The sequence below is a fragment of the Streptomyces sp. NPDC033180 genome (assembly GCF_055577645.1).
The window spans coordinates 558,816-576,595 of record NZ_JBVIPU010000002.1 but is presented as its reverse complement, the minus strand read 5'-3'; the positions used below and the strand labels follow the sequence as shown (position 1 = coordinate 576,595).

At 69.3% G+C, this 17,780-nt stretch carries 25 protein-coding genes; 12 read left to right on the top strand and 13 right to left on the bottom strand.

The genetic code is table 11. The features are described 5' to 3' along the window. Nucleotides 1-12 precede the first annotated feature (12 nt). On the bottom strand, nt 13-1,482 hold the full coding sequence (locus ACZ5WE_RS09315; RefSeq protein ID WP_467684228.1) for a purine-cytosine permease family protein: 1,470 nt from the start codon (nt 1,480-1,482) through the stop codon (nt 13-15). Between the two features lie 214 nt (nt 1,483-1,696). Between ACZ5WE_RS09315 and ACZ5WE_RS09310 the strand changes: the two genes are divergently transcribed. Beyond that, a complete protein-coding gene (locus ACZ5WE_RS09310; protein WP_467685159.1) occupies nt 1,697-2,266 on the top strand; it encodes a TetR/AcrR family transcriptional regulator in 570 nt (189 codons plus the stop codon). 65 nt (nt 2,267-2,331) lie between these two features. Then, complete coding sequence (locus ACZ5WE_RS09305) at nt 2,332-2,631, top strand: hypothetical protein (protein WP_467684230.1); 300 nt, start codon at nt 2,332-2,334, stop codon at nt 2,629-2,631. Here the strand turns inward: ACZ5WE_RS09305 and ACZ5WE_RS09300 are convergent. Beyond that, nucleotides 2,606-2,875: a hypothetical protein gene (locus tag ACZ5WE_RS09300; RefSeq protein ID WP_467684231.1), complete on the bottom strand. Its 270-nt coding sequence runs from the start codon at nt 2,873-2,875 to the stop codon at nt 2,606-2,608. The two genes, ACZ5WE_RS09305 and ACZ5WE_RS09300, sit on opposite strands and share 26 nt — an antisense overlap. A gap of 89 nt (nt 2,876-2,964) precedes the next feature. Beyond that, nucleotides 2,965-4,440, bottom strand: a complete 1,476-nt coding sequence (locus tag ACZ5WE_RS09295; protein WP_467684233.1) for a cytochrome P450 — start codon at nt 4,438-4,440, stop codon at nt 2,965-2,967. A 109-nt stretch (nt 4,441-4,549) separates the two neighbouring features. Between ACZ5WE_RS09295 and ACZ5WE_RS09290 the strand changes: the two genes are divergently transcribed. The 3 genes from ACZ5WE_RS09290 to ACZ5WE_RS09280 all read left to right on the top strand — a co-directional run bounded on the left by ACZ5WE_RS09290 (nt 4,550) and on the right by ACZ5WE_RS09280 (nt 7,075). Beyond that, nucleotides 4,550-5,161: a TetR/AcrR family transcriptional regulator gene (locus tag ACZ5WE_RS09290; protein ID WP_467684235.1), complete on the top strand. Its 612-nt coding sequence runs from the start codon at nt 4,550-4,552 to the stop codon at nt 5,159-5,161. A 163-nt stretch (nt 5,162-5,324) separates the two neighbouring features. Then, nucleotides 5,325-6,581 (top strand): recombinase family protein, encoded by a 1,257-nt coding sequence (locus tag ACZ5WE_RS09285; protein WP_467684237.1) that lies wholly within the window; start codon nt 5,325-5,327, stop codon nt 6,579-6,581. A gap of 47 nt (nt 6,582-6,628) precedes the next feature. After that, the gene (locus ACZ5WE_RS09280) at nt 6,629-7,075 is read left to right on the top strand and encodes a hypothetical protein (protein WP_467684239.1); all 447 of its coding nucleotides are present in this window, start codon (nt 6,629-6,631) and stop codon (nt 7,073-7,075) included. On the opposite strand, the gene ACZ5WE_RS09275 is transcribed toward ACZ5WE_RS09280, so the two are convergent. Beyond that, complete coding sequence (locus tag ACZ5WE_RS09275) at nt 7,060-7,854, bottom strand: DUF559 domain-containing protein (RefSeq protein ID WP_467684240.1); 795 nt, start codon at nt 7,852-7,854, stop codon at nt 7,060-7,062. The genes ACZ5WE_RS09280 and ACZ5WE_RS09275 overlap by 16 nt on opposite strands. A 112-nt stretch (nt 7,855-7,966) precedes the next feature. Continuing rightward, on the bottom strand, nt 7,967-8,728 hold the full coding sequence (locus ACZ5WE_RS09270; RefSeq protein WP_467684242.1) for a helix-turn-helix domain-containing protein: 762 nt from the start codon (nt 8,726-8,728) through the stop codon (nt 7,967-7,969). Between the two features lie 763 nt (nt 8,729-9,491). Here ACZ5WE_RS09270 and ACZ5WE_RS09265 point away from each other — a divergent pair. After that, nucleotides 9,492-9,716 (top strand): hypothetical protein, encoded by a 225-nt coding sequence (locus ACZ5WE_RS09265; RefSeq protein ID WP_467684244.1) that lies wholly within the window; start codon nt 9,492-9,494, stop codon nt 9,714-9,716. Here ACZ5WE_RS09265 and ACZ5WE_RS09260 read toward each other — a convergent pair. From ACZ5WE_RS09260 to ACZ5WE_RS09240, 5 genes are all read right to left on the bottom strand, one after another. Then, complete coding sequence (locus ACZ5WE_RS09260; RefSeq protein WP_467684245.1) at nt 9,713-10,228, bottom strand: hypothetical protein; 516 nt, start codon at nt 10,226-10,228, stop codon at nt 9,713-9,715. The two genes, ACZ5WE_RS09265 and ACZ5WE_RS09260, sit on opposite strands and share 4 nt — an antisense overlap. Nucleotides 10,229-10,304: 76 nt before the next feature. Further along, nucleotides 10,305-10,508 (bottom strand): hypothetical protein, encoded by a 204-nt coding sequence (locus ACZ5WE_RS09255; protein WP_467684247.1) that lies wholly within the window; start codon nt 10,506-10,508, stop codon nt 10,305-10,307. Beyond that, nucleotides 10,508-10,843, bottom strand: a complete 336-nt coding sequence (locus ACZ5WE_RS09250) for a hypothetical protein (RefSeq protein ID WP_467684249.1) — start codon at nt 10,841-10,843, stop codon at nt 10,508-10,510. Before ACZ5WE_RS09250 ends, ACZ5WE_RS09255 begins: the two co-directional genes overlap by 1 nt. After that, complete coding sequence (locus ACZ5WE_RS09245; protein WP_467684250.1) at nt 10,830-11,084, bottom strand: hypothetical protein; 255 nt, start codon at nt 11,082-11,084, stop codon at nt 10,830-10,832. The genes ACZ5WE_RS09250 and ACZ5WE_RS09245 overlap by 14 nt, the downstream gene beginning before the upstream one ends. Beyond that, a complete protein-coding gene (locus ACZ5WE_RS09240) occupies nt 11,081-11,908 on the bottom strand; it encodes a hypothetical protein (protein ID WP_467684252.1) in 828 nt (275 codons plus the stop codon). Before ACZ5WE_RS09240 ends, ACZ5WE_RS09245 begins: the two co-directional genes overlap by 4 nt. Before the next feature lie 319 nt (nt 11,909-12,227). Here ACZ5WE_RS09240 and ACZ5WE_RS09235 point away from each other — a divergent pair, with 319 nt between their 5' ends. The 6 genes from ACZ5WE_RS09235 to ACZ5WE_RS09210 all read left to right on the top strand — a co-directional run bounded on the left by ACZ5WE_RS09235 (nt 12,228) and on the right by ACZ5WE_RS09210 (nt 16,337). After that, nucleotides 12,228-12,422: a hypothetical protein gene (locus tag ACZ5WE_RS09235; RefSeq protein ID WP_467684254.1), complete on the top strand. Its 195-nt coding sequence runs from the start codon at nt 12,228-12,230 to the stop codon at nt 12,420-12,422. Nucleotides 12,423-12,774: 352 nt separating this feature from the next. Beyond that, on the top strand, nt 12,775-14,496 hold the full coding sequence (locus ACZ5WE_RS09230) for a phage/plasmid primase, P4 family (protein ID WP_467684255.1): 1,722 nt from the start codon (nt 12,775-12,777) through the stop codon (nt 14,494-14,496). A gap of 137 nt (nt 14,497-14,633) precedes the next feature. Further along, nucleotides 14,634-14,981, top strand: coding sequence for a hypothetical protein (locus tag ACZ5WE_RS09225; protein WP_467684257.1), 348 nt, complete (start codon nt 14,634-14,636; stop codon nt 14,979-14,981). Beyond that, nucleotides 14,978-15,262: a zinc finger domain-containing protein gene (locus ACZ5WE_RS09220; protein WP_467684259.1), complete on the top strand. Its 285-nt coding sequence runs from the start codon at nt 14,978-14,980 to the stop codon at nt 15,260-15,262. Before ACZ5WE_RS09225 ends, ACZ5WE_RS09220 begins: the two co-directional genes overlap by 4 nt. A gap of 42 nt (nt 15,263-15,304) precedes the next feature. Then, nucleotides 15,305-16,054, top strand: a complete 750-nt coding sequence (locus ACZ5WE_RS09215) for a hypothetical protein (RefSeq protein ID WP_467684261.1) — start codon at nt 15,305-15,307, stop codon at nt 16,052-16,054. Beyond that, on the top strand, nt 16,044-16,337 hold the full coding sequence (locus tag ACZ5WE_RS09210) for a hypothetical protein (protein ID WP_467684262.1): 294 nt from the start codon (nt 16,044-16,046) through the stop codon (nt 16,335-16,337). Before ACZ5WE_RS09215 ends, ACZ5WE_RS09210 begins: the two co-directional genes overlap by 11 nt. Nucleotides 16,338-16,476: 139 nt before the next feature. Here the strand turns inward: ACZ5WE_RS09210 and ACZ5WE_RS09205 are convergent, their stop codons facing one another. From ACZ5WE_RS09205 to ACZ5WE_RS09195, 3 genes are all read right to left on the bottom strand, one after another. Continuing rightward, nucleotides 16,477-16,617 (bottom strand): DUF5999 family protein, encoded by a 141-nt coding sequence (locus tag ACZ5WE_RS09205; protein ID WP_467684264.1) that lies wholly within the window; start codon nt 16,615-16,617, stop codon nt 16,477-16,479. A 122-nt stretch (nt 16,618-16,739) separates the two neighbouring features. After that, complete coding sequence (locus ACZ5WE_RS09200) at nt 16,740-17,189, bottom strand: hypothetical protein (protein WP_467684266.1); 450 nt, start codon at nt 17,187-17,189, stop codon at nt 16,740-16,742. A 5-nt stretch (nt 17,190-17,194) separates the two neighbouring features. After that, nucleotides 17,195-17,779 (bottom strand): hypothetical protein, encoded by a 585-nt coding sequence (locus ACZ5WE_RS09195; RefSeq protein WP_467684268.1) that lies wholly within the window; start codon nt 17,777-17,779, stop codon nt 17,195-17,197. Nucleotide 17,780: the final 1 nt, after the last annotated feature.

Below are 17,780 nucleotides of genomic sequence, written 5' to 3'. Positions count from 1 at the left end.
TTCATGCCTGCTTCAAGCGGAGACCGGCAGGGACACGGGAACGCTGCGGCGGGCCAGCGCCCAGTACGTGAGCCCGGCGACGAGCGAACCGAGCAGGGTGAGGTCACCGCCGCCGAGCGGTGCGACCAGCGGTCCTGTCCACAGCTCCGAGTCGCAGGTCAGCGCGGCGAAGGCCATCCCGGCGACCAGGGCGAGCACCCCGGCGGGGTGGAAGCCGGACCGGTACCAGTAGGCCCCCTCGCGGCCGGTCGTGTGCAGAGCCCCGGTGTCGTACCGGCACCGTCGCAGCAGCATGTCGGTGAGGAAGACTCCGCCCCACGGCGCGAACACGATGATCAGGAGCGAGAGGAAGCTGAGCAGTGACTCGGTGAAGTCGGTCAGGAACAGTGCGCCGAGCGAGCCGAGCGCCGTCACGGCGATGCTGATGATGATGGCCTTCGCACGGCTCCAAGGGATGCCGAGCACCTGGAGGTTGAGGCTCGAGGAGTAGAGCGTGAGGATCGAGTTGGTGACCGAGCCGCCGAGCACGAGCAGCAGGAACACCGGCTGGAACCAGCCCGGAAGCAGCTTCTCCACCCCCGCGACGGCGTCCGTCATGTCGGCCTGCGTGGCAGCGGCGACGCCCGCGACACCGAGCGCCACGGAGGAGACGAGACCGCCGAGTGCGCCGCTGACGGTGATCGACCGCAGCGAGGTGCCCCGGGGCAGGTAGCGGGTGTAGTCGGCGGGCATCGGAAGATACGAGAACGGCCCCGCGAGCATCACCACGAACGCGAGCGTCCAGCCGGAGAAGCCCGCGCCTCCGCCCGTGGCCGCACCGAACTCCGCGTCGGGCAGCACGAACACGAGCAGTACCCCGAAGCCGGCCGCCAGCACGTACGCCATCCAGCGCTCGGCGAGCTGCACGGTGGCGTGCCCCCACATGGCCACGGCGAAGGTCATCGCGAGGGTCACCGCGAGCGCGAGGGCGCGCGCCGCGTCCCCGCCCGCCCAGCCGAGGTCGGTGCAGAGTGCTTCGAGGGCGAGCGTGCCGACCACGGTGTTGACGATGGTGTAGCCGATGGAGACCACCCAGTTGAGCAGCCCGGCGGGGAAGTTCCCGAGCACGCCGAATGCGGCGCGGGAGATGACCAGGGTCGCGGTGCCGGTGCGGATGCCGCTGAGGCCTGCCGCACTGATGACGAAGAAGGAGAGCCCGCCGATCACGACCACGGCGGTGGCCTGCCAGAAGCTGAGGCCGAAGCTGACGGCGAGGGCGCCGTTGATGACGTAGGTGAAGGTCAGGTTGGAGCCGAACCAGAGCCAGAACAGATCCTTGGCGCTGCCGTGCCGGTCCTCGTCCGGGATCGGGTCGATGCCGTGGGTCTCCACCCGGAACACCTCGTCGCTGGTGACGCCCGTGCCGATCCCGGCGGTGGTCGCTCCTGCGGTGGTCGCTCCGGTGGACGTCGTTCTGGCGGGAACCGGGGCCTCTTGCGTCATGCGGGCACCTCACTCTCCGGCACCCAGACTTTGAATGCCGTTCTATTTCCTAGAACGGCATTCAAAATGCGCCACAGGTCGGGGAGCCGTCAAGACCCTGCGGGAAATCCGCGGTGGACGCCGGGGATAGGGTCGGCGGGTGGAGCAGGACGCGGGGACCGGAACGGGAGCAGGCGTGGCACGACGGCGGGACGGGCAGGTCGCGCGGGACCGGATGCTGGAGGAGGCCATGACGGCGATCGCCGAGAACGGCCTCGCCGCGCTCACCATGTCCGCGCTGGCCGAGCGCCTCGGCACCAGCGGCGGCCACATCCTGTACTACTTCGGCAGCAAGGACCGCCTGCTCCTGGAGGCGCTGAGCTGGAGCGAGGCCGCGCTCACCGAGGAGCGGCGTGCCCTGCTCGCAGGCCGGGCGGCGCCCGCTCGCAAGCTCGACCGCTTCCTGCGGATGTACCTGCCCAAGGGGCCGCGCGACCCCCGCTGGATGCTGTGGATCGAGCTGTGGGCGCGAGCCGGCGGGAACGCACCGCTCCGCACGGCCCAGGACGATCTGGACCGCGGCTGGCAGGCGGACCTGGAGGCCCTGCTCACCCAGGGCGCGGCTCGGGAGGCCTTCGCCGTGGACGACGCCGCGGGCCGCGCCGGAGAACTTCTCGCTCTCCTCGACGGCCTGAGCACCCGGGTCGTCCTCGGGCAGCGCGGAGCGGACCGCAAGGGGGCCCTCGCCTCCGCGCGCTCGGCGGCCGAGCGGCTCGTCGGACACCCCGAGGCGACCGGTACGTAGCCCGAGCGGCCGAACGGGCAGGTCGTGATGGTCATGACGGAGCCGGAGCGTGGAAGCCTCCAGACATGACCGAAAGCGCGTACCTCTATATGGCGAACCCTCGGATCACGGTCCTTGGCGTCAACCCCGGCCGACCGCCCTTCCGCATCGTGGAGCTCGACGGCGAGGTGGTCGGCGAGGCCAGGGAACTTGTCGACGTCCTGGAGGTGGCCGCTCAGGCGGGTGTCGTCGTACACGACGTGGACGACCCGGATCTGGTGCGCTGGGTGGGCGGCGACAAGTTCACCTGGAAGCCGAAGAAGTCGACGCGGCCCGATGAGTTCGAAGAGGTCGAGCAGCCTAAGGAGTCGACGGAGCCGAACTAGCCGAAGCGGGGCACGCCCGGGGGTCGGGGCGGTCGGGCTCGAGGTCGTAGATCCTGTTCAGGAGCGCGGCCTCGTTGCCCGTCAGGCCCGCGCGGCGCAGTGCTTCGTCCGCCTCCGCCATGGGTCCGGCGAGGAGCGAGGCCGCCGCGGCCGGTGAGGGGCCGGACAGTGCGGCACGTGCGGTGTGCAGCAGCCGCAAGCAGGCCTGGGCGGCGGCCAGTTCCGGGGTCGGCGTGCTGGTCATGTCGAGAGCTCCTCTGCGCGGGATCGAAAGGACCGGTGGCTCGCACCGGTGGACCCTCCACTCTTGCGCACGGGTCTGACAATCGAGCTCTACGCGGCCCTGGCGCGGCGGGTGAGCCGCAGAGTGAGGCCCTCCGGCATGAGGGTGAGGCGCTCGACGACCCGCAGGCGGTAACCGGGGTCGGCGTGCAGGTCGTAGCGGCGCAGGAGCAGTCCGAGGACCAAGGTCGCCTCGTGCAGCGCGAACTGACGGCCGATGCAGGACCGCGCACCCGTGCCGAAAGGCTTGAAGACATGGGCGGGCCGCGCGCGTACCGCCGAAGGGGCGAACCGGTCGGGATCGAACTCCTCGGGGCGCTCGCCCCAGGCCGCCGGATCGCGGTGCAGCAGCGTGGCGAGGACCAGCGCCCACGCCCCCTCGCGCATCGGGTGCACGCCGCCGATCGTCGTGTCGTGCCGGGCCTGGCGCGAGAAGCCGGGCGCGGTCGGCCACAGCCGCAGCGACTCGTCGAGGACGCGCCGCAGATAGCGGAGCTTGGCGACCTGCTCGTACGCGGGCTCTTCGGCGTCGCCCCATATCTCGTCGACCTCCGCCTGGGCACGGGCCAGGACTTCGGGGGAGCGCGCGAGATAGTGCAACGCGAAGGACAGGGCGCCCGAGGTCGTCTCGTGCCCAGCGACCAGGAAGGTGATGACCTGGCGGCGGATGTTCTCGGCGGAGAGCCGCTCGCCGGTGTCGGGGTGGGCGACCTCCAGCATCCGGTCGAGCAGATCGCCGTCGCCCGGACCGGGCGCGGCGCGGCGGGCTGCGACCACGTCGTCGACGGTGCGGTTGAGGTAGGCGATGTCGGCGGCGTTGCGCCGGGTGGCGCCGCGCAGCAGCAGCGGGGCGAGCGCGGGCGGTACGACGTTGCGGCGCTGGGCGTAGGAGAGCGTGCCGACCATGGCCGACACGAAGGGATGCGGCCTGGTCCGCTCGAAGGAGCCGAAGTCATGCCCGAAACCGGTGCGGGCGATCGTCTCCAGGGTCAGCTTCGTCATGTCGCCGGGCACGTCCACGGACCGGCCTGCCTCCTCGCTCGCGTCCCAGCGGGCGGTCAACTGCCGGGCGACATCCAGCATCAGGGGGTGGTAGCCGGCCATCGCGTCCCGGCTGAAGCCCGGGGCGAGTATGTCGTGCGCCAGCTGCCAGTTGGGCTCGTGGTTGTACGCGGTGAACAGGCCGTCACCGGCCACCGGCCGCAGGTTGGCGACCCCCAGGCCCACGTGTTTGGCGAAGCGCGACTCGTCGGCCAGTTCGGCCGCGAGCCCGGCGCCCCAGACGAAGACGATCTCCTTGCCGAACGCCTTGCGGCGGAATATGGGCCCCAGAGCGCTGCCGATGCGCATCGAATCCTGCACCGGTGTACGGACGTTGGCGCCCAGGATGTCACCGACCAGGGGCAGGCGGCGCGGTGGATGCGGGATGAGGTCGAGGCGCGGCCACCCGAGCTCGGCGCTGCGAAAGCCTTTGGCGGGAGTCTCCGGACCCTTCGCCGCCTGCGATGTCTGCGACACCTGAGCCATGTGTGCCATCTCCCTTGTGCCGCAGACCCGTTGAGCCTGTTGTACGCGGATTCAATAAGGTGTTCCAGTCTGGGCCCGCTGTTGAATCCACGTCAAGTAAGGTGCTCCCATGGCCGCGAACCCACAGGAGCGCACGCGCCGCAGACTCAGCACCGAGGAGCGCAGGGAGCAGCTGCTCCAGGCGGGGGCGCGGCTCTTCGCCCAGAATCCGTACGACGACGTGTGGGTCGAGCGGGTGGCGGAGATCGCGGGCGTCTCACGCGGCCTGCTGTACCACTATTTCCCGACCAAGAGCGACTTCTTCGCCGCCGTGGTGCAGCGCGAGAGCCACAGGATGCTGCGCCTGACGGCGGCCGTGCCCGGAGTCCCGGTCCGCGACCAGATCGGCACGGGCCTCGAGACGTTCCTGGCGTACGTCGAGTCGCACGCCGAGGGCTTTCGCGCGTTCCACCGGGCGGAGGAGACGGGCGACGCCACGGCCCGCAGGATCTACCGGGAAGGACTCGCGGCCCACGAGGACCAGATCCTTCAAGCCCTGGCCGCGGACCCCGAGGCGGCGTCCACTCCTCACGACCTTCCCACCCTGCGCCTTGCCGTGCGCGGCTGGCTCGCCTTCATGGTGACCGTCTGCCTGGAGTGGCTGGAGAAGCCGGAGCTGCTGCCGCGCGCACAGGTGCGCGACCTGTGCGCGAGGGCGTTGCTGGGCGCGATCACGCCGTGAGGTGACCTCCTGCGCGCCCTGGCCGCGCGCTCAGGCCGCCATCGCCGGCGTCCTGGTCACAGCCACCACCCGGCCGTCCGGCAACAGTTCGCCGGTGTCGTCGGGAATCCGGGTAGACCCCCTCTAGGGCGACGCTTGAAGCGAGTCCTAGAGGGGGCACCCGATGAAACCCACCAAGCAACCACGCCGCGCGGTCATCTACTGCCGTATCAGCTCCGACCGCGAGGGCCGCGAGTTCGGTGTCGACCGGCAGGAAGCACACTGCCGACGGCTGGCTGACCGGCGTGGCTGGCACGTCGTCACCGTGCTGGTCGACAACGACATCACCGGCACCGGCAGCAAGAAGCGGCCCGGCTACGACCAGTTGCTGACCATGCTCCAGGAGGGCACGGCGAACGCGGTCCTGGCCGTGTCGGACAAGCGGCTGAACCGCAACTACCGCAACGCGTTCGTGCTGCTCGATCTGATCCAGGAACAGGACATCGCCGTTGAGTTCACCAAGGGCGGGGCGATCAACATGAACACCGCCGAGGGCCGGGGCATCGCCCGGCGCAAGGCGATCGACGCGCAGGAGGAGTCCGAGGAGATCGGCGAGCGCGTAGCCGACGCCAAGAAGGACAACGTCCGTGATGGCACGTACCGGGGCGGCGGCCGTCCCTTCGGGTACGAGGCCGACGGCGTCACCCCGCGCTCCCTGGTCTGCCCCGACTGCGGAGCCACCGAGGGCTTTGTGATCACGGTGCATCGCGAAGAGGACGGCGACAGCATCGTGGCCGTGACGGTCGCTTGCCCCGAGGGTTGCGACGCGCAGCCAGTCAACGCCCCTGGCTCGGAAGCCTGGCACATGGAAGCGGCCACGCGCGCAATAGCCGAGGGTGCCACCAAGCGATCCGAGCTGCGGAAGTGGCATGCCGCAGGCGTACGCACCCCGCCCCGCCGCAAGCGTCTGCCAGACGGCACCCGCACCGAGCCGACCCCCGGCGACTGGACGGAGACGACCTTCCTCAAGCTGCTGGTCCGGCCCCGGAACGCCGGTCTCATGGAGGTCGCCGGAGAGATCACGGGCAAGGGGGCGTGGCCCGCCATCGTGGATGAGGAGACCTGGCGAATCTGCCGGGCCATCCTCAAGAATCCGACGCGCCGCACGTCGCCCGGTCCGGCCCGCAGGTACTTGGGCGGAGGGCTGTACCTGTGTGGCGTCTGCACCGGCACGACCACCACAACCGGCCGGGGACGCACCCGCAACGGGTTGGTCTACACAGCTCCGGCGGAACGGGCGGGCACGTGTCGAGGAACGTCCTTGCTGTGGACGGCCACGTGGAGCGCACCGTCCTCGCCCACCTGGTCTGGGAAGCGGCACATGATCCGTTCTGGCCACCTGCCACACCCGCCCCGGCGGCACAGTCCACCGAACAACTGAATGCCCGTCATGCGGCGCTCAGTACCCGCCTCAGGGGCCTGGCCGACGTGTTCGCCGATGACGACGAAGCCGACCCGGTTGAGTACAGGTCGGCAGCCCGGAGGATCAAGGAGAAGATCACGGCGGTCGAGCGGCAGATTGCTGAAGCCGTCTCCGCCTCGGCCGCCGCCCGTGAACCGCGCGGGGCGCTCGGCCGTATCGACCTGCCGGAGCTGGTCCGCCGACACAAGACCGACCCGGACGATGCGCTGGCCTGGTGGCGGTCGGTGTACAGCCTGGAGCAGCGGCGTGAGTTCATCGGCGTACTGGCCGTGGTGACGATCCTGCCTGCGGCGTCCGGCCGGACGGCGGGGTGGGCTCCCGGATCGAAGTACTTCAACCCCGAGTCGGTACGCATCGACTGGACGGGGGCAGCGTTACCTACCCCGCACACGACGGAGCCCGGCCGGGCAGCATCACCGGCCGGGCTCCGTGCTGTCTACCGGTTGAGCTGAGCGAGGAAGCCGTCCACGAATTTCTCCACCTCCGCCAGGTTCTTCACTTCCTGCACGTTCAGCCGATCGACAACCTTGACGCCCGAGTGCAGGAACAGGCGAGTGCGGCTGTGGTCGTAACCCGCGTGCCCCTTGTGCTGCGGCCCATCGACCTCGATCACTCCGGCGTACCCGCGATACGTGATCAACAGGTCGGGCTCGAAGGTCCACTCACGAACCCGCATGCCGCCCAAGGGCATTATCCCGATGGTCTCGGTGTCCGGCAGTGACGCCTGTCGCGCTTTGAGCACCCGGTACACGTCCAGCTCCCACTCGTTGGTGAACCGGAGCTGATCCTCTACCGGGTGATTGGGTTTGAGCTGCTGCCTGCGACCCTGGTTGCTCGGCTTCGGGCCGTCGGCAGTCTTCACCTGCCTGCGCCAGTCGGGACCGAGGCTGGGGATCGAGGGCCGGGCGACAAGCTCGTCAACGGACTTACCCGACCCCCACAGCACGTCGCGCATTACCTCGGCGATGCCCTCCAACTCTGCGTCGTTGTATGTGGGGTAGATGCTCGGCTCCACCACGAGCACGATCCGGTAGCCCTCTTGGTCGTACTCCGTGTTCCAGAGCCGGACTTCAACTGAGGAGACGTCGGCGATCATCCGCGCCGTATCGGTCTTCCCGAGGTGGTACGCGAGTACGGCGCTCGTGCCGAGCAGCCACTCGCTCGCCAGGGGAGCGTTCTGCGGAGCGTCGAGGGCCAGGGACATGTCGGGCGACGCCAGCTCATCACTCATGCACGGGATTGTGACAGTTGCCGCTGACAATGGGAGGCCCTCGGCCCACCCGTACAGCACCGAGCCCGGCTGGTGATCTTGCCCCGCCGGGCTCAGTGCTGTGCGGGCTCGGTCATTCGGGCGCCCGGTTGTAGCTGTTGATCGTGGCCTTGCTGGTGTCGGCGTCCTGGAACTTCAGCTCCCACGGCCCAGTGTTCACGTCGAACTCCTTGCCGAACCCGACCCACTTACCGGCCATCCGGCGGCCAGTCGGCTCCACCAGCATCTGCAACGCACCGAAGTATCTTGCCCCCCGGTAGTACCCGTCGCTGGCGGTCTGCTCGTTCCACGTCCCGGTCACGATGTTGCCCTCCACCTGGAGGTCCAGGGTGAGCGGACTGTCCGGGTTGAGCGACCCCAGCGGCAGGCTGCGGCCCGTCAGCCGGTTGCCGTGCTGGAGCAGCACCACGTAGTGCTTGCCCGTAAAGCTCGTGTCCCGGCCGGAGCTGAAGTACTCGTACGTGCTCAGCCAGATGCCGGAGTAGTTGCCCCGGGGTGTGGTCTGCGGGGTGGGGGCGCCGTTGGGCCGGGGCGTGCCGGTGGGGCTGTCCTCCACGTCGTGACCGCCGTGGCCGTCGTCCGCCACCCGCATCTGCACCGGAGACCCGAACCCCAGCGACTCGATCGGCAGGCCGGTCACTACCTCCAGGGCCCGCGCGTACACCGGCCGGGGTGCGGCCGTCTCCCCGCTCTCCCATCGCTGAACGAGTCGCTTGTTGGCGTCGTTGGGCTGGCCCGCATGCTGTCCCGCCTCACGGACCGCACGGGCAAAGTCGTCCTGGCTCATCACCATGCCGAGTCGCACGGCACGCAGTGCGCTGTTCGGTGTGCTCATACGTGTCACGCTACCCGCGCGCCCTGGGTAATGACACCGGTTTGACGCCCCCTGCGTCGCCGGAATGACGCCTCCCTCGCCGCCGCGCCCTGTGACGGGTGGGCGCGATGGTGAGTTACGTGACGACTACAGACAGTAAGACCATGCATCCTGGCCTGACTCTGCGGGTCTACCGGATCAACCCGGACACGGGCGAGCGCACGCCCGTCCGGTCGGCAGTCCATCTGCTGCCAGCGGATGAGCCCGTGTATTCCCTCGCGTATCCGCCGTGCCAGTGCCCGCGCTGCGCCGCCCGTGGGAGCGCTCGGTGAGCCCGCCCCGGTGGGACATGGACACCCACCACGTCCACGGCACCTGTGCCCACTGCGGACGCTGGACCACCGACGGCATCGTCCATTGGATCCCCCGTGCGTCCGCCGCTGACGTCCGCATCATCGTCTGTGCCGACTCTGCGGCCTGCTCCTCACCGCCCGCGCCAGACGACCCCGTCCTTGGCCCGCGCATAGGTCACAGCGCCTGACATCCCCTTGCCGAGCCCCGAGCGGCCAGCGCTCGGGGCTCTTCGGTGCCCGGCCTGACACCCGGCTGACGTCAGCCGCATGATCGCCAGGAGATACCTAGGTCAGGGCTCGTTTCAGTCGGGCTGACGACAGGCCGACGGACAACAGCCGTCCCACTGACGACGGGCTGACACCGGTGCGGGCTCCGGCTGAGTAGGTGAGCCCCCCCCCGGCGGGGCTCCGTGCGTCTACGCTGCCCGGTCATGAAGTCCGACATCGTGGAGATCAAGCGGTGGAAGACGCCGCAGCCGCAGCGCGACGACACCAAGTGCAGCGCCCACGGCAAGAAGTGGTGTGACCGCGACCTCGTGGCTGAGGTCTACCTGAAGAACGATCTCAGCCCGCGTATCCACTGGAGGGCGGTGTGCCAGCACTGGCTGGACAACGAGCCGGATGTGACCGAGTACTACCGCCGTCAGGGCAGCTAGCTCCGGCCGTGGATCCTGCGTTCCAGCTTGTTGAGGCGGCGCAGTGCCGACTGCGCGTCCGACGTGCCCGCTTGAGCAGCTGGAACCTGTCGGTCAAACCGTTCTTGATCTTCACGCTGTTCCTGCTGGTCCTTGGTTGTGGGGTAGTCCTCTATGTACCCGCCGATGAGGCGTCGTGGCGGTGCCGCGTCGACGGCAACGCGCCATGCTGCAATGACGCCGTTCAGCGTGGAGCGCAGCTTTTCGTCCTTGAGGCGCTCTGCTAGGCCTTCAATCCTCCGGTCGGTCTCGCGTCGCTCCTCATCCTGGAACCAGTCGGCCCGACGGCCCTTGGCCGAGATGATGTCTTCGAAGCGTGTCCGGGCGGCTTCCAGGGCTGCGCGCAACTCTTCGGCTGCGGGGCCGAGGGCGACTTGGTGGCGGCGCAGCCAGACCTTGCGGGCCCCGGTGCCCAGTGTCCATGCGAAGGCCAGCCAGCCGGGCGTGAACTTGAGCCAGTCGGCGAGTGTCATGCACCGAAGTCTGCCGATCCTTGGCTCGCCCCCGGAGTCATTTAGCTAATCCGAGCCGGCAACGAGTCGCCCCAGCTCAGGGGACCCAGATGCGGCCGTTGCCGTCCACACGAACCTGGCACGTCCGGCGCAGCGAGAGCAGGATGCGGCCGAACCAGCTGCGGTCGTACACCGACAGCATCGCCATCAGCTCGTCGGCCGTGCGGCCGGGGTTGGTCCGGATGTGACGCAGGGCCTTGGCGCGCAGGAACGGGCTGACTCCGTCGACCCCGCCGCCCATCAGCTCAGGCCTGCCCGCACGAGGTGATCGGCCACCTGCTCGCGGACATCCTCGGGGAGGGTGGGCATCAGCTCTCCGAGCGTGTGGGCGTCGCCCCACGTCCACCGTCGCAGGACGGTGTCCATGGCGGCCACGGCGTGCTGTGCGCGGGCGTCGGCGGCGGCGAGCTGTGCGCGCGTCGCGTCCATCACCGACGGGGTGGCCGGGACGGTGAGGGTGACGCCGGTCTCGCGTTCGATCACACGCACGACGGCCGCCACCGCCTCATCCGATGCCTGCTGGATCTCGGCGATGGCGTCGCGTCCGGCGGCGACGATCTGTTCAGGCTGTTCCACGGTTAACTCCTCCTGCTCGCTCCTCAGTTGGAGTGGCCCGGTAGCGGTCCCCGTCGCGGACGGCCCGGCCCCGGCGGGCCAGCGCCTCCAGTTTGAACTGGGCCTGGCTAGTGGCCATGCCGATCAGCACGCCCACCGTGGAGGCCGTGACGCCGGACGAGCCGTTGTCCCGCAGAAAGGACAGGATCCGCTCGTGCGGCTTCAGGGTGTCGCCCGGCGGCCACTGGTACCGGGCGCTCACGACCGGGCCGCCCGCCGGTCGTAGGTGCCGAACGCGGCGGCGTGCGTACGGCAGTAGGTGTCCGCCGTGCACCCGCACGGCAGGTCTCCGGAGGCCGTGAACCCTGCGCGCTGGCGTGCCTGAGCTGCCGCCTCCCGGGCGACCCGGGGGTCGAGTGTGGCAACCCGGTGGGCGGCATCTGTACGGCGGGAGACGGCCACCCTGACGGCCTCCTCTGCCGCACTGAACTCCAGCCGGGCGCGTTCGCGTTGGGCCTGCTGGCGCTTGGTGGTCTCGGCCAGCCGGAGACTGGCAGCCGCTCGGCGCCGGTTCTCGGCGTCGGCTCGCCAGCGGGTCACGTCTTCGGCGCACGGCTGACCGAGCAGGATCTTGTACGCGGCCTCGTCCCTGGGCTCGTGCGTCTGGTGAACCCTGGCGCTCAGGTGCGCGTGGCATGTCGGGCAGCCGCCACCCCTGCGGAGCCTGTCCCGGCTCGCCGCCGCCTCCAGGACGTCACGCCCGAAGATCGCGAACGCGTCGGCGGGCAGCAGCTTGAGCGCGTCCCGGCCGGTGGGCAGCAGGTACGTCTGGAGCGCGGCTGTCGCATGAGCAGGCTCAGGCCGCAGCAGCCCGGCCACATGACGGGCGAGAGAACACAGGTCGCTGCGGCGCCGGACGGCTGCGGCTCGGCGGTCGGCGGCCATGCGCTGTACGGAGTCGGCCGTCACCCGGGCCGGAGCGGAGCCGGGCACCTGCACGAGTCGCCCGGCGTGCATCGCCTCGTACGCGGCGACGGAGGAGAGGGAAAGCCGCTGAGCCGCCTCGGCAACGGATATGGATTCCATGAATGCGCCCCTTATGCAGCGGGGTCGGGTTTGTTAACCGAGTTGTAGCATGAGAAATGGGTCTGCCCCTACTGTCCCTCCGGCCGAGTGATCAGGGGCAGGCCCTCTATTTAATCGCATGATTAGTCGGCCCCGACCCTCGGGTAATCATTTGCCTAAATCGAAATGGAGCCTCTGAACTGCACATTAGGTGAATGGAATCAAGCGCGCTACATTTGTAGCGGCCCCGGAATTTCGGGGAGGGGAACGGTCGCCGAGGAACCCGGCCGCACAACCGTGAGGGGCACGGACAGAGCACCTGTCCTGTGAGGCCTCCACGATGAAGAGGAAGTACGTCCTCAAGAACCCGCCGTCGCCCGAGGTACGCCAAGAGCGCGCCCGCAAAGGAGCGGCGGCCCGGAATTCCCTCGGCTCCTACGTAAAACAGGTCGTCGACCGCGCACCCGAGCTGACCGACGATCACATAGCCAAGCTGCGCACGCTGCTCGTCCCTGCGGGGGGTGCGGCGGAATGAATGCATACGTAAGGGGCCCTCAGGACAAGGGCCCCCACGCAGAGAACGACGCGACCAACGTCACTGACCAGGTTACCCATTCGCAGGCCGGAAATACCTCAGCCGGTTCGGGTAATTCGTCTAACCCGTTCACGGCTGCCAGTCGGGCCAAGCTGGAGCGGTCGGGAATTCCCCTGGAGTGCACGGCCGAGCTGGGCATTCGCTCGCTGTGGGACATGGGCGACCTGCCGCCGGACACTCCCCGGGCGCTGGTCCGCAGCCGAGGAATGATCTTCACGGCGCAGGATCTGGACGGCCGGGTGTCGTGCGTCGTCCGGCCGGACGAGCCCGTCACAACGAGGACGGCGAGCCGGTGAAGTACGTCAACCAGTCCGGCGCTGAGCCGATGCTGTGGCACTTCCGGGCGGCGCAGCCGGGGCACCCGACGCTCGTGGTGGAGGGCTGCCTCCAGTCCCGCCAGGCGGTCCTGTCGGCCCCGGCTGAGTGGGGCGTGATCGGGCTCAACGGCTGCTGGGGATGGTCCGGCGCCGACCTGCTGTGGGCCGAAGGGCAGGACGTGGTCCTGCTGTTCGACAAGGATGTGACGACCAACCATCACGTCTGGGACGCAGCCGAAGGTCTGTGGGAGGCGCTCACGGCGGAGGGTGCGGACACGGTCAAGCTGGTCAAGCTCGCCGGGGCCCGGGGCACTGACGGGCTGGACGACGTGATGGCCCGGCGACCGGAGGACAAGCGCACGCCGTACCTGCGGCGGATCGTCAAGGCCGCCGCACCGAGGCTGCCCAAGCGGCCTTCACAGCGCAAGTCGAGGTACTTCGACGCATCCGGCTCGCTGCTGGTCGACACCCTGGCCAAGGCCGTACTGAACGAGCACCCGGCCGCCCTGACGGCGGAGGAGCGCGTAGCCCTGTACCAGGACGGCGTGTACCGCATCGACGGCCTGGGGTTCGCGGCGGCCGTCTCGGAGCGGCTGGGCGAGCAGCACCGCCCCGCCCACCTCTCAGCGGCGGAACAGGTCGTCAAAGCCAAGCTGTACCAGCAGGGGCGCAAGCTCCCGGCGCACGCCGCCGAGCCGATCGTGAACCTCGCGAACGGCATGCTCAACCTCGCCACGGATAAGTGGACGGAGCACAGTCCCGACTACCTGTCGACGGCTCAACTCCCCGTCACCTGGGACCCTGAGGCACTGTGCCCGGCATATGAGGCGTGGCTGAACGAGGTGTGCCCGGACCAGGTCGACGACCTTGAAGAGGTCGCCAGCACGATGCTCGACCCGTCGCGGACGCCGCCCAAGGCGCTGTTCCTGTACGGCCCGAGCCGTTCAGGCAAGTCGACCTTCCTGCGACTGATGGAGGCCATGGCGGGCGAGGACAACATCTCTGCCGTCACGCTGCACCAGCTCAGCGAGAACCGGTTCGTGGCAGCGAACATCTACGGCAAGATCCTCAACGCGGCGGCCGACCTGTCCGGCAAGGACGTGCAGGACACCTCCCTGTTCAAGATGCTCACCGGTGAGGACGTGATCTCCGCCGACCGGAAGCACGGGGCCATGTTCCAGTTCACCAACCGGGCCCTGTTCGCCTTCAGCGCCAACGAGCTGCCGCAGGTGAGCGAGTCGAGCCGGGCATACACCGAGCGCGTGAAGCCGTTCAAGTTCGGGCTGTCGTTCGCGGGCCGGGAGAACCCCGAGATCGAACGCAAGATGCACGACGAGCTGCCGGGCGTCCTCGTGCGGTGGGTGCGGGCCTGGCAGCGGATGAACGTGCGTGGCGGCCGGTACGGCGTGACGCAGGCCGACGTGCAGGCGGAGTTCGAATCCCGCTCGGACCGCGTACGCCAGTGGTTCGACGAGGAGCTGACTACCACCACGCGACCCGGCGCCGGGATGACGGCGAACGAACTCCACGGGCTGTTCAAGAAGTGGGCCGAGGACAACGGCGGGCGGTTCATGGGCCGAAAGACCCTCATGGACCGGCTCCGAAACTGCCCGGGGGTGGCCGAGGCGCGGGTAGGAACAGCCCGCTCCCGAGGGCTTAACGTGACCCGGAAGGGCGCTATCGACCCATTCGCGTAGTACGGCGGGCGGTTCGGGCTGTTCCGGACCTACCTCTCCTAGCTGAGGGAGTAGAGACCGACCTCTCTGAGCCTCTCAACTACACACAGTGGGGAAGAAACAGCCCGAACAGCCCGGTCCGCCGAAGGGAATTGATCATGATCGAAATGGTGGAAGTCATCAGGCACCCCAACGGGATGGAAGATCTGTTCTGTCCAGCCCTGGTGTGCGACGTGTGCCGGAAGACCGTGGAGCGCTCCGGCAACGTCGAGTGGCGCGTGAACGTCGACTCCGGGCAGAGGTCGCCCCTGTACGTGTCCCACAAGGCACCGTGCAGCCGGGCCCTCAGTGCTGCCTTGGATGGCCGGTACGGCCAGGGCTGGATCACTCAGTGGCGGGAGGCGGAGCTGTTCCTGGAGCAACTGGCCAACAACTTCGCCTCTCCTGTGACGGAGATCGAAGGGACCTCCGAGGTCCGCATCCCACGAACGGAGCCCGGGTCATGACCGCCCCCGCCCCCACCGTCCTCACGGACGCCTGTGCCGAGGCCCGGAGCCGGTTCGCCGCCCGGGTCCCGGCACCCCGGCCGGAGGACTTCGCGTGCCGGTGGTGCGGGGCTCCGGTGGGCCGTCCGTGCACCGTCCGGGCCCCCGGCCGTACCGGACCGCACCGTCCCCGGGCGGTCCGGTACACCCGGGCGCACGCCGCCTGGACGGCTGCCGCCGAGCAGGCATGCGACAGCGCCATGAACGTCCTGTGCGAGCTGGCCGACGTGCTCGCCGCATAGGCCCCACCCGCCTCATACGACCAAGCACAGAAGGGCAAGCGCATGGGTGCACCACCACAGCTCCGCCGCCGCCGGGCCGCCACCGCCGAGCGTGACGAGAAGATCTTCAAGCTCAAGGTGCGCGGGCTCACCGAGCGGCAGATCGCCAAGGAGGTCAACCTGAGCCCCGGGCGCGTCCACACGATCATCGAGCAGCGCATCGCCGACCACCTCGGACCGGTGGTGGGCAGCATGGTTGCCGTTCGGGATGCCGAGCTGGACGATCTGTGGCGCAAGGCCCAGGCGCAGTACGTCGCGACCGATGACCCGGACACCCGGCTCAAGGCGATCAACACCCTGCGTGGGCTCAACGAGTCCCGGCGCAAGCTGCACGGGGCCGATGCCCCCGAGGCCCTGACCGTTTCCCTGGAACACCGCATCGACGAGGAGAGTACGGAGGTCGTGGAGGCGGTCATGGCCGGGTTCGCGGCCATCAACCTGCCGCCCGACCGGCGGCAGTACGCACTGGAGGCCGCCTCAGCCCGGCTCAAGGCCCTGGACAGTGGCACGTTCACCCCGCCGGAGCCCCTGCCTCCGCTGGCAGCCCCGGCCACCCCGTACAACGAGGACGGCACCCTGTACATCGACGGGCCGGATGGCCTGCGGTACCGAGTGGTCGCGGTGGAGCCTCAGCGACCGCCCACGGTGGCCGCCCTGCCGCCGGGCCGCAGCGACCGTGTACCGGACGACGCGGACACCGTACTGGACCGTGCCCGTGCCCTGCTCGACGAGGAGGACGACGATGAGGACTAGGCGCACCATCCGGGCCGAGCTGACCGCCGAACTCTCCCTGGAGGCTCCTGAATTGGAGCGCGTGGCGGAGCTGTCCACCGAGCTGGAACAGGCCCGTGCGCGCTGGCGCACCCCTGCACCCGACCCCGCCCCGGCTGACCCTGAGGCCGCAGCCCTGGCCACATGGCCGCGCGAACTCCGGGCCCGGCGACAGGTCGCGGCGCTCGGGCGGGTCATCGACGGCTCCACCCTGGACGACCCGGGCGGCTGGGGTGCCTCGAACGACCTGCGGAACAGGCGCTGAACGCGGTTACATCGAGTAGCGATTTCCGTAAATTGGGCCAAGATCGCTCAAGGGCCCCGGTTAGCGACTGTAAACCGCTCTGACCTGGGTGTATTCGGCGCGAGCCCAGTAGCTCAGCGTAAGGTAGGTAAAGGAGTTTTTATCGAATCTTTGAGTCGTCGAAAACGATCGTGCCGTTGCACAGCAGGCTCCAGCCCTGTTCGGGATGGGCGGAGGCGATCCGTGCCGCGAGGTGGTCGGGGCTGTCCGCGAGCGGGCACGGGGGCTGGTGGGCGCACATGTGTACCTCCGGGTGGGGGTCGCGAACCTCGTGCGCGGCCCGGTCTTGATCGGTTTCTCCTTGTGTGAGTGAAGACTCCGCGGGAGGCGTCAACTCATCGCTCGGATAGGTGATTTGTGACCTCAGGCAGGGAGGAAACCGGTCCGGAAGTGCGCCAGGAGTGCGGTACGTGACGCTGCGTCCGTGTCCGTCAGGCGTCCCGCCGCCCAGAGGAAGAAGTCGTCCGCCTCCGCGTCCATCCAGTCGTACGTCGGGTCGAAGGGGCCGGGATCCGGTGCGGGGTGGAGGAGTTCGAGGAAGGCCGTGCCCCGCGCGTCCTCGACGGTGAAGCGGCGGGTGCCGTCCGGGCCGTTTGACTGATGGGCCGTCACCGCGGCGCAGTTCCAGCGGCGTCGGCCGTACTGGAGCCAGAGAACCGGCTCCTCGTCGGCGGGGTCCGCGTACAGCGCCGCTGCCGCCTCCCCGCCCGCGTGGGCGAAACCGTGGCAGCGGCCGGACGCGGGCGAGAGGTGCCCCGTGCGGGGGTCGAGGTCCCACGCACGGCCGTGCTGGTCGTAGTCCTTGAGCAGCACGGATGTCAGACGCGCGGCGGGATGCCGAGTTCCTGGTCGACGGCGGCGCTGGTGCGGGTGGACGCCTCGATGACCTTGGCCCAGCTGCCGTACTTGGCGAACTGCTGGTCCGCGGTCGGGCCGAGAGGGTTCCCGTACTTCTTCATGTTCCGCTCCTCCAGGGCCTGTACCGCCTCGGGGCTCATCCCGGCGCGGGTGATGTCCTTGGCCTCGTTGCGCATGTCGACGAGGACGCGGGCGATCTCCTCGTCGGAGCGGCCCTCCTCGTGCATACGGTCCGCCACGCGTTCCATGGTGTCCAGGAGCTGGTGGTAGCGCAGCCGCACCTCACGTGCGCGCTCCCGCTCCTGCGGAGTCATCTGCCGGATCAGGCAGACCGCGGGGTCCTTGCTGGTGCATGGCTCATCGAGGGCGGGCAGCGGGGCATGCAGGCTTGTGGCGGCCGGCGCGTGCTGCGCCGGCGCGTCCGCGTGGGCATGACCCGGGGCGACCAGGGTGCTGCTGAGGGTGGTGAGCAGGGGGAGGAGGAAGAGGACGACGAGGCGGGGGAGGAGCCGCGGGGGGATCCGGGGGGTCCGGTGGGGGCGCACG

What these genes read in the sequence shown, in the direction of transcription:
- ACZ5WE_RS09315 (WP_467684228.1), bottom strand. Translation starts at nt 1,482, where the DNA reads ATGACGCAAGAGGCCCCGGTTCCCGCCAGAACGACGTCCACCGGAGCG.
- ACZ5WE_RS09310 (WP_467685159.1), top strand. Translation starts at nt 1,697, where the DNA reads ATGCTGGAGGAGGCCATGACGGCGATCGCCGAGAACGGCCTCGCCGCG.
- ACZ5WE_RS09305 (WP_467684230.1), top strand. Translation starts at nt 2,332, where the DNA reads ATGACCGAAAGCGCGTACCTCTATATGGCGAACCCTCGGATCACGGTC.
- ACZ5WE_RS09300 (WP_467684231.1), bottom strand. Translation starts at nt 2,875, where the DNA reads ATGACCAGCACGCCGACCCCGGAACTGGCCGCCGCCCAGGCCTGCTTG.
- ACZ5WE_RS09295 (WP_467684233.1), bottom strand. Translation starts at nt 4,440, where the DNA reads ATGGCTCAGGTGTCGCAGACATCGCAGGCGGCGAAGGGTCCGGAGACT.
- ACZ5WE_RS09290 (WP_467684235.1), top strand. Translation starts at nt 4,550, where the DNA reads ATGGCCGCGAACCCACAGGAGCGCACGCGCCGCAGACTCAGCACCGAG.
- ACZ5WE_RS09285 (WP_467684237.1), top strand. Translation starts at nt 5,325, where the DNA reads ATGAAACCCACCAAGCAACCACGCCGCGCGGTCATCTACTGCCGTATC.
- ACZ5WE_RS09275 (WP_467684240.1), bottom strand. Translation starts at nt 7,854, where the DNA reads ATGAGTGATGAGCTGGCGTCGCCCGACATGTCCCTGGCCCTCGACGCT.
- ACZ5WE_RS09270 (WP_467684242.1), bottom strand. Translation starts at nt 8,728, where the DNA reads ATGAGCACACCGAACAGCGCACTGCGTGCCGTGCGACTCGGCATGGTG.
- ACZ5WE_RS09265 (WP_467684244.1), top strand. Translation starts at nt 9,492, where the DNA reads ATGAAGTCCGACATCGTGGAGATCAAGCGGTGGAAGACGCCGCAGCCG.
- ACZ5WE_RS09260 (WP_467684245.1), bottom strand. Translation starts at nt 10,228, where the DNA reads ATGACACTCGCCGACTGGCTCAAGTTCACGCCCGGCTGGCTGGCCTTC.
- ACZ5WE_RS09255 (WP_467684247.1), bottom strand. Translation starts at nt 10,508, where the DNA reads ATGGGCGGCGGGGTCGACGGAGTCAGCCCGTTCCTGCGCGCCAAGGCC.
- ACZ5WE_RS09240 (WP_467684252.1), bottom strand. Translation starts at nt 11,908, where the DNA reads ATGGAATCCATATCCGTTGCCGAGGCGGCTCAGCGGCTTTCCCTCTCC.
- ACZ5WE_RS09235 (WP_467684254.1), top strand. Translation starts at nt 12,228, where the DNA reads ATGAAGAGGAAGTACGTCCTCAAGAACCCGCCGTCGCCCGAGGTACGC.
- ACZ5WE_RS09225 (WP_467684257.1), top strand. Translation starts at nt 14,634, where the DNA reads ATGATCGAAATGGTGGAAGTCATCAGGCACCCCAACGGGATGGAAGAT.
- ACZ5WE_RS09220 (WP_467684259.1), top strand. Translation starts at nt 14,978, where the DNA reads ATGACCGCCCCCGCCCCCACCGTCCTCACGGACGCCTGTGCCGAGGCC.
- ACZ5WE_RS09215 (WP_467684261.1), top strand. Translation starts at nt 15,305, where the DNA reads ATGGGTGCACCACCACAGCTCCGCCGCCGCCGGGCCGCCACCGCCGAG.
- ACZ5WE_RS09210 (WP_467684262.1), top strand. Translation starts at nt 16,044, where the DNA reads ATGAGGACTAGGCGCACCATCCGGGCCGAGCTGACCGCCGAACTCTCC.
- ACZ5WE_RS09205 (WP_467684264.1), bottom strand. Translation starts at nt 16,617, where the DNA reads ATGTGCGCCCACCAGCCCCCGTGCCCGCTCGCGGACAGCCCCGACCAC.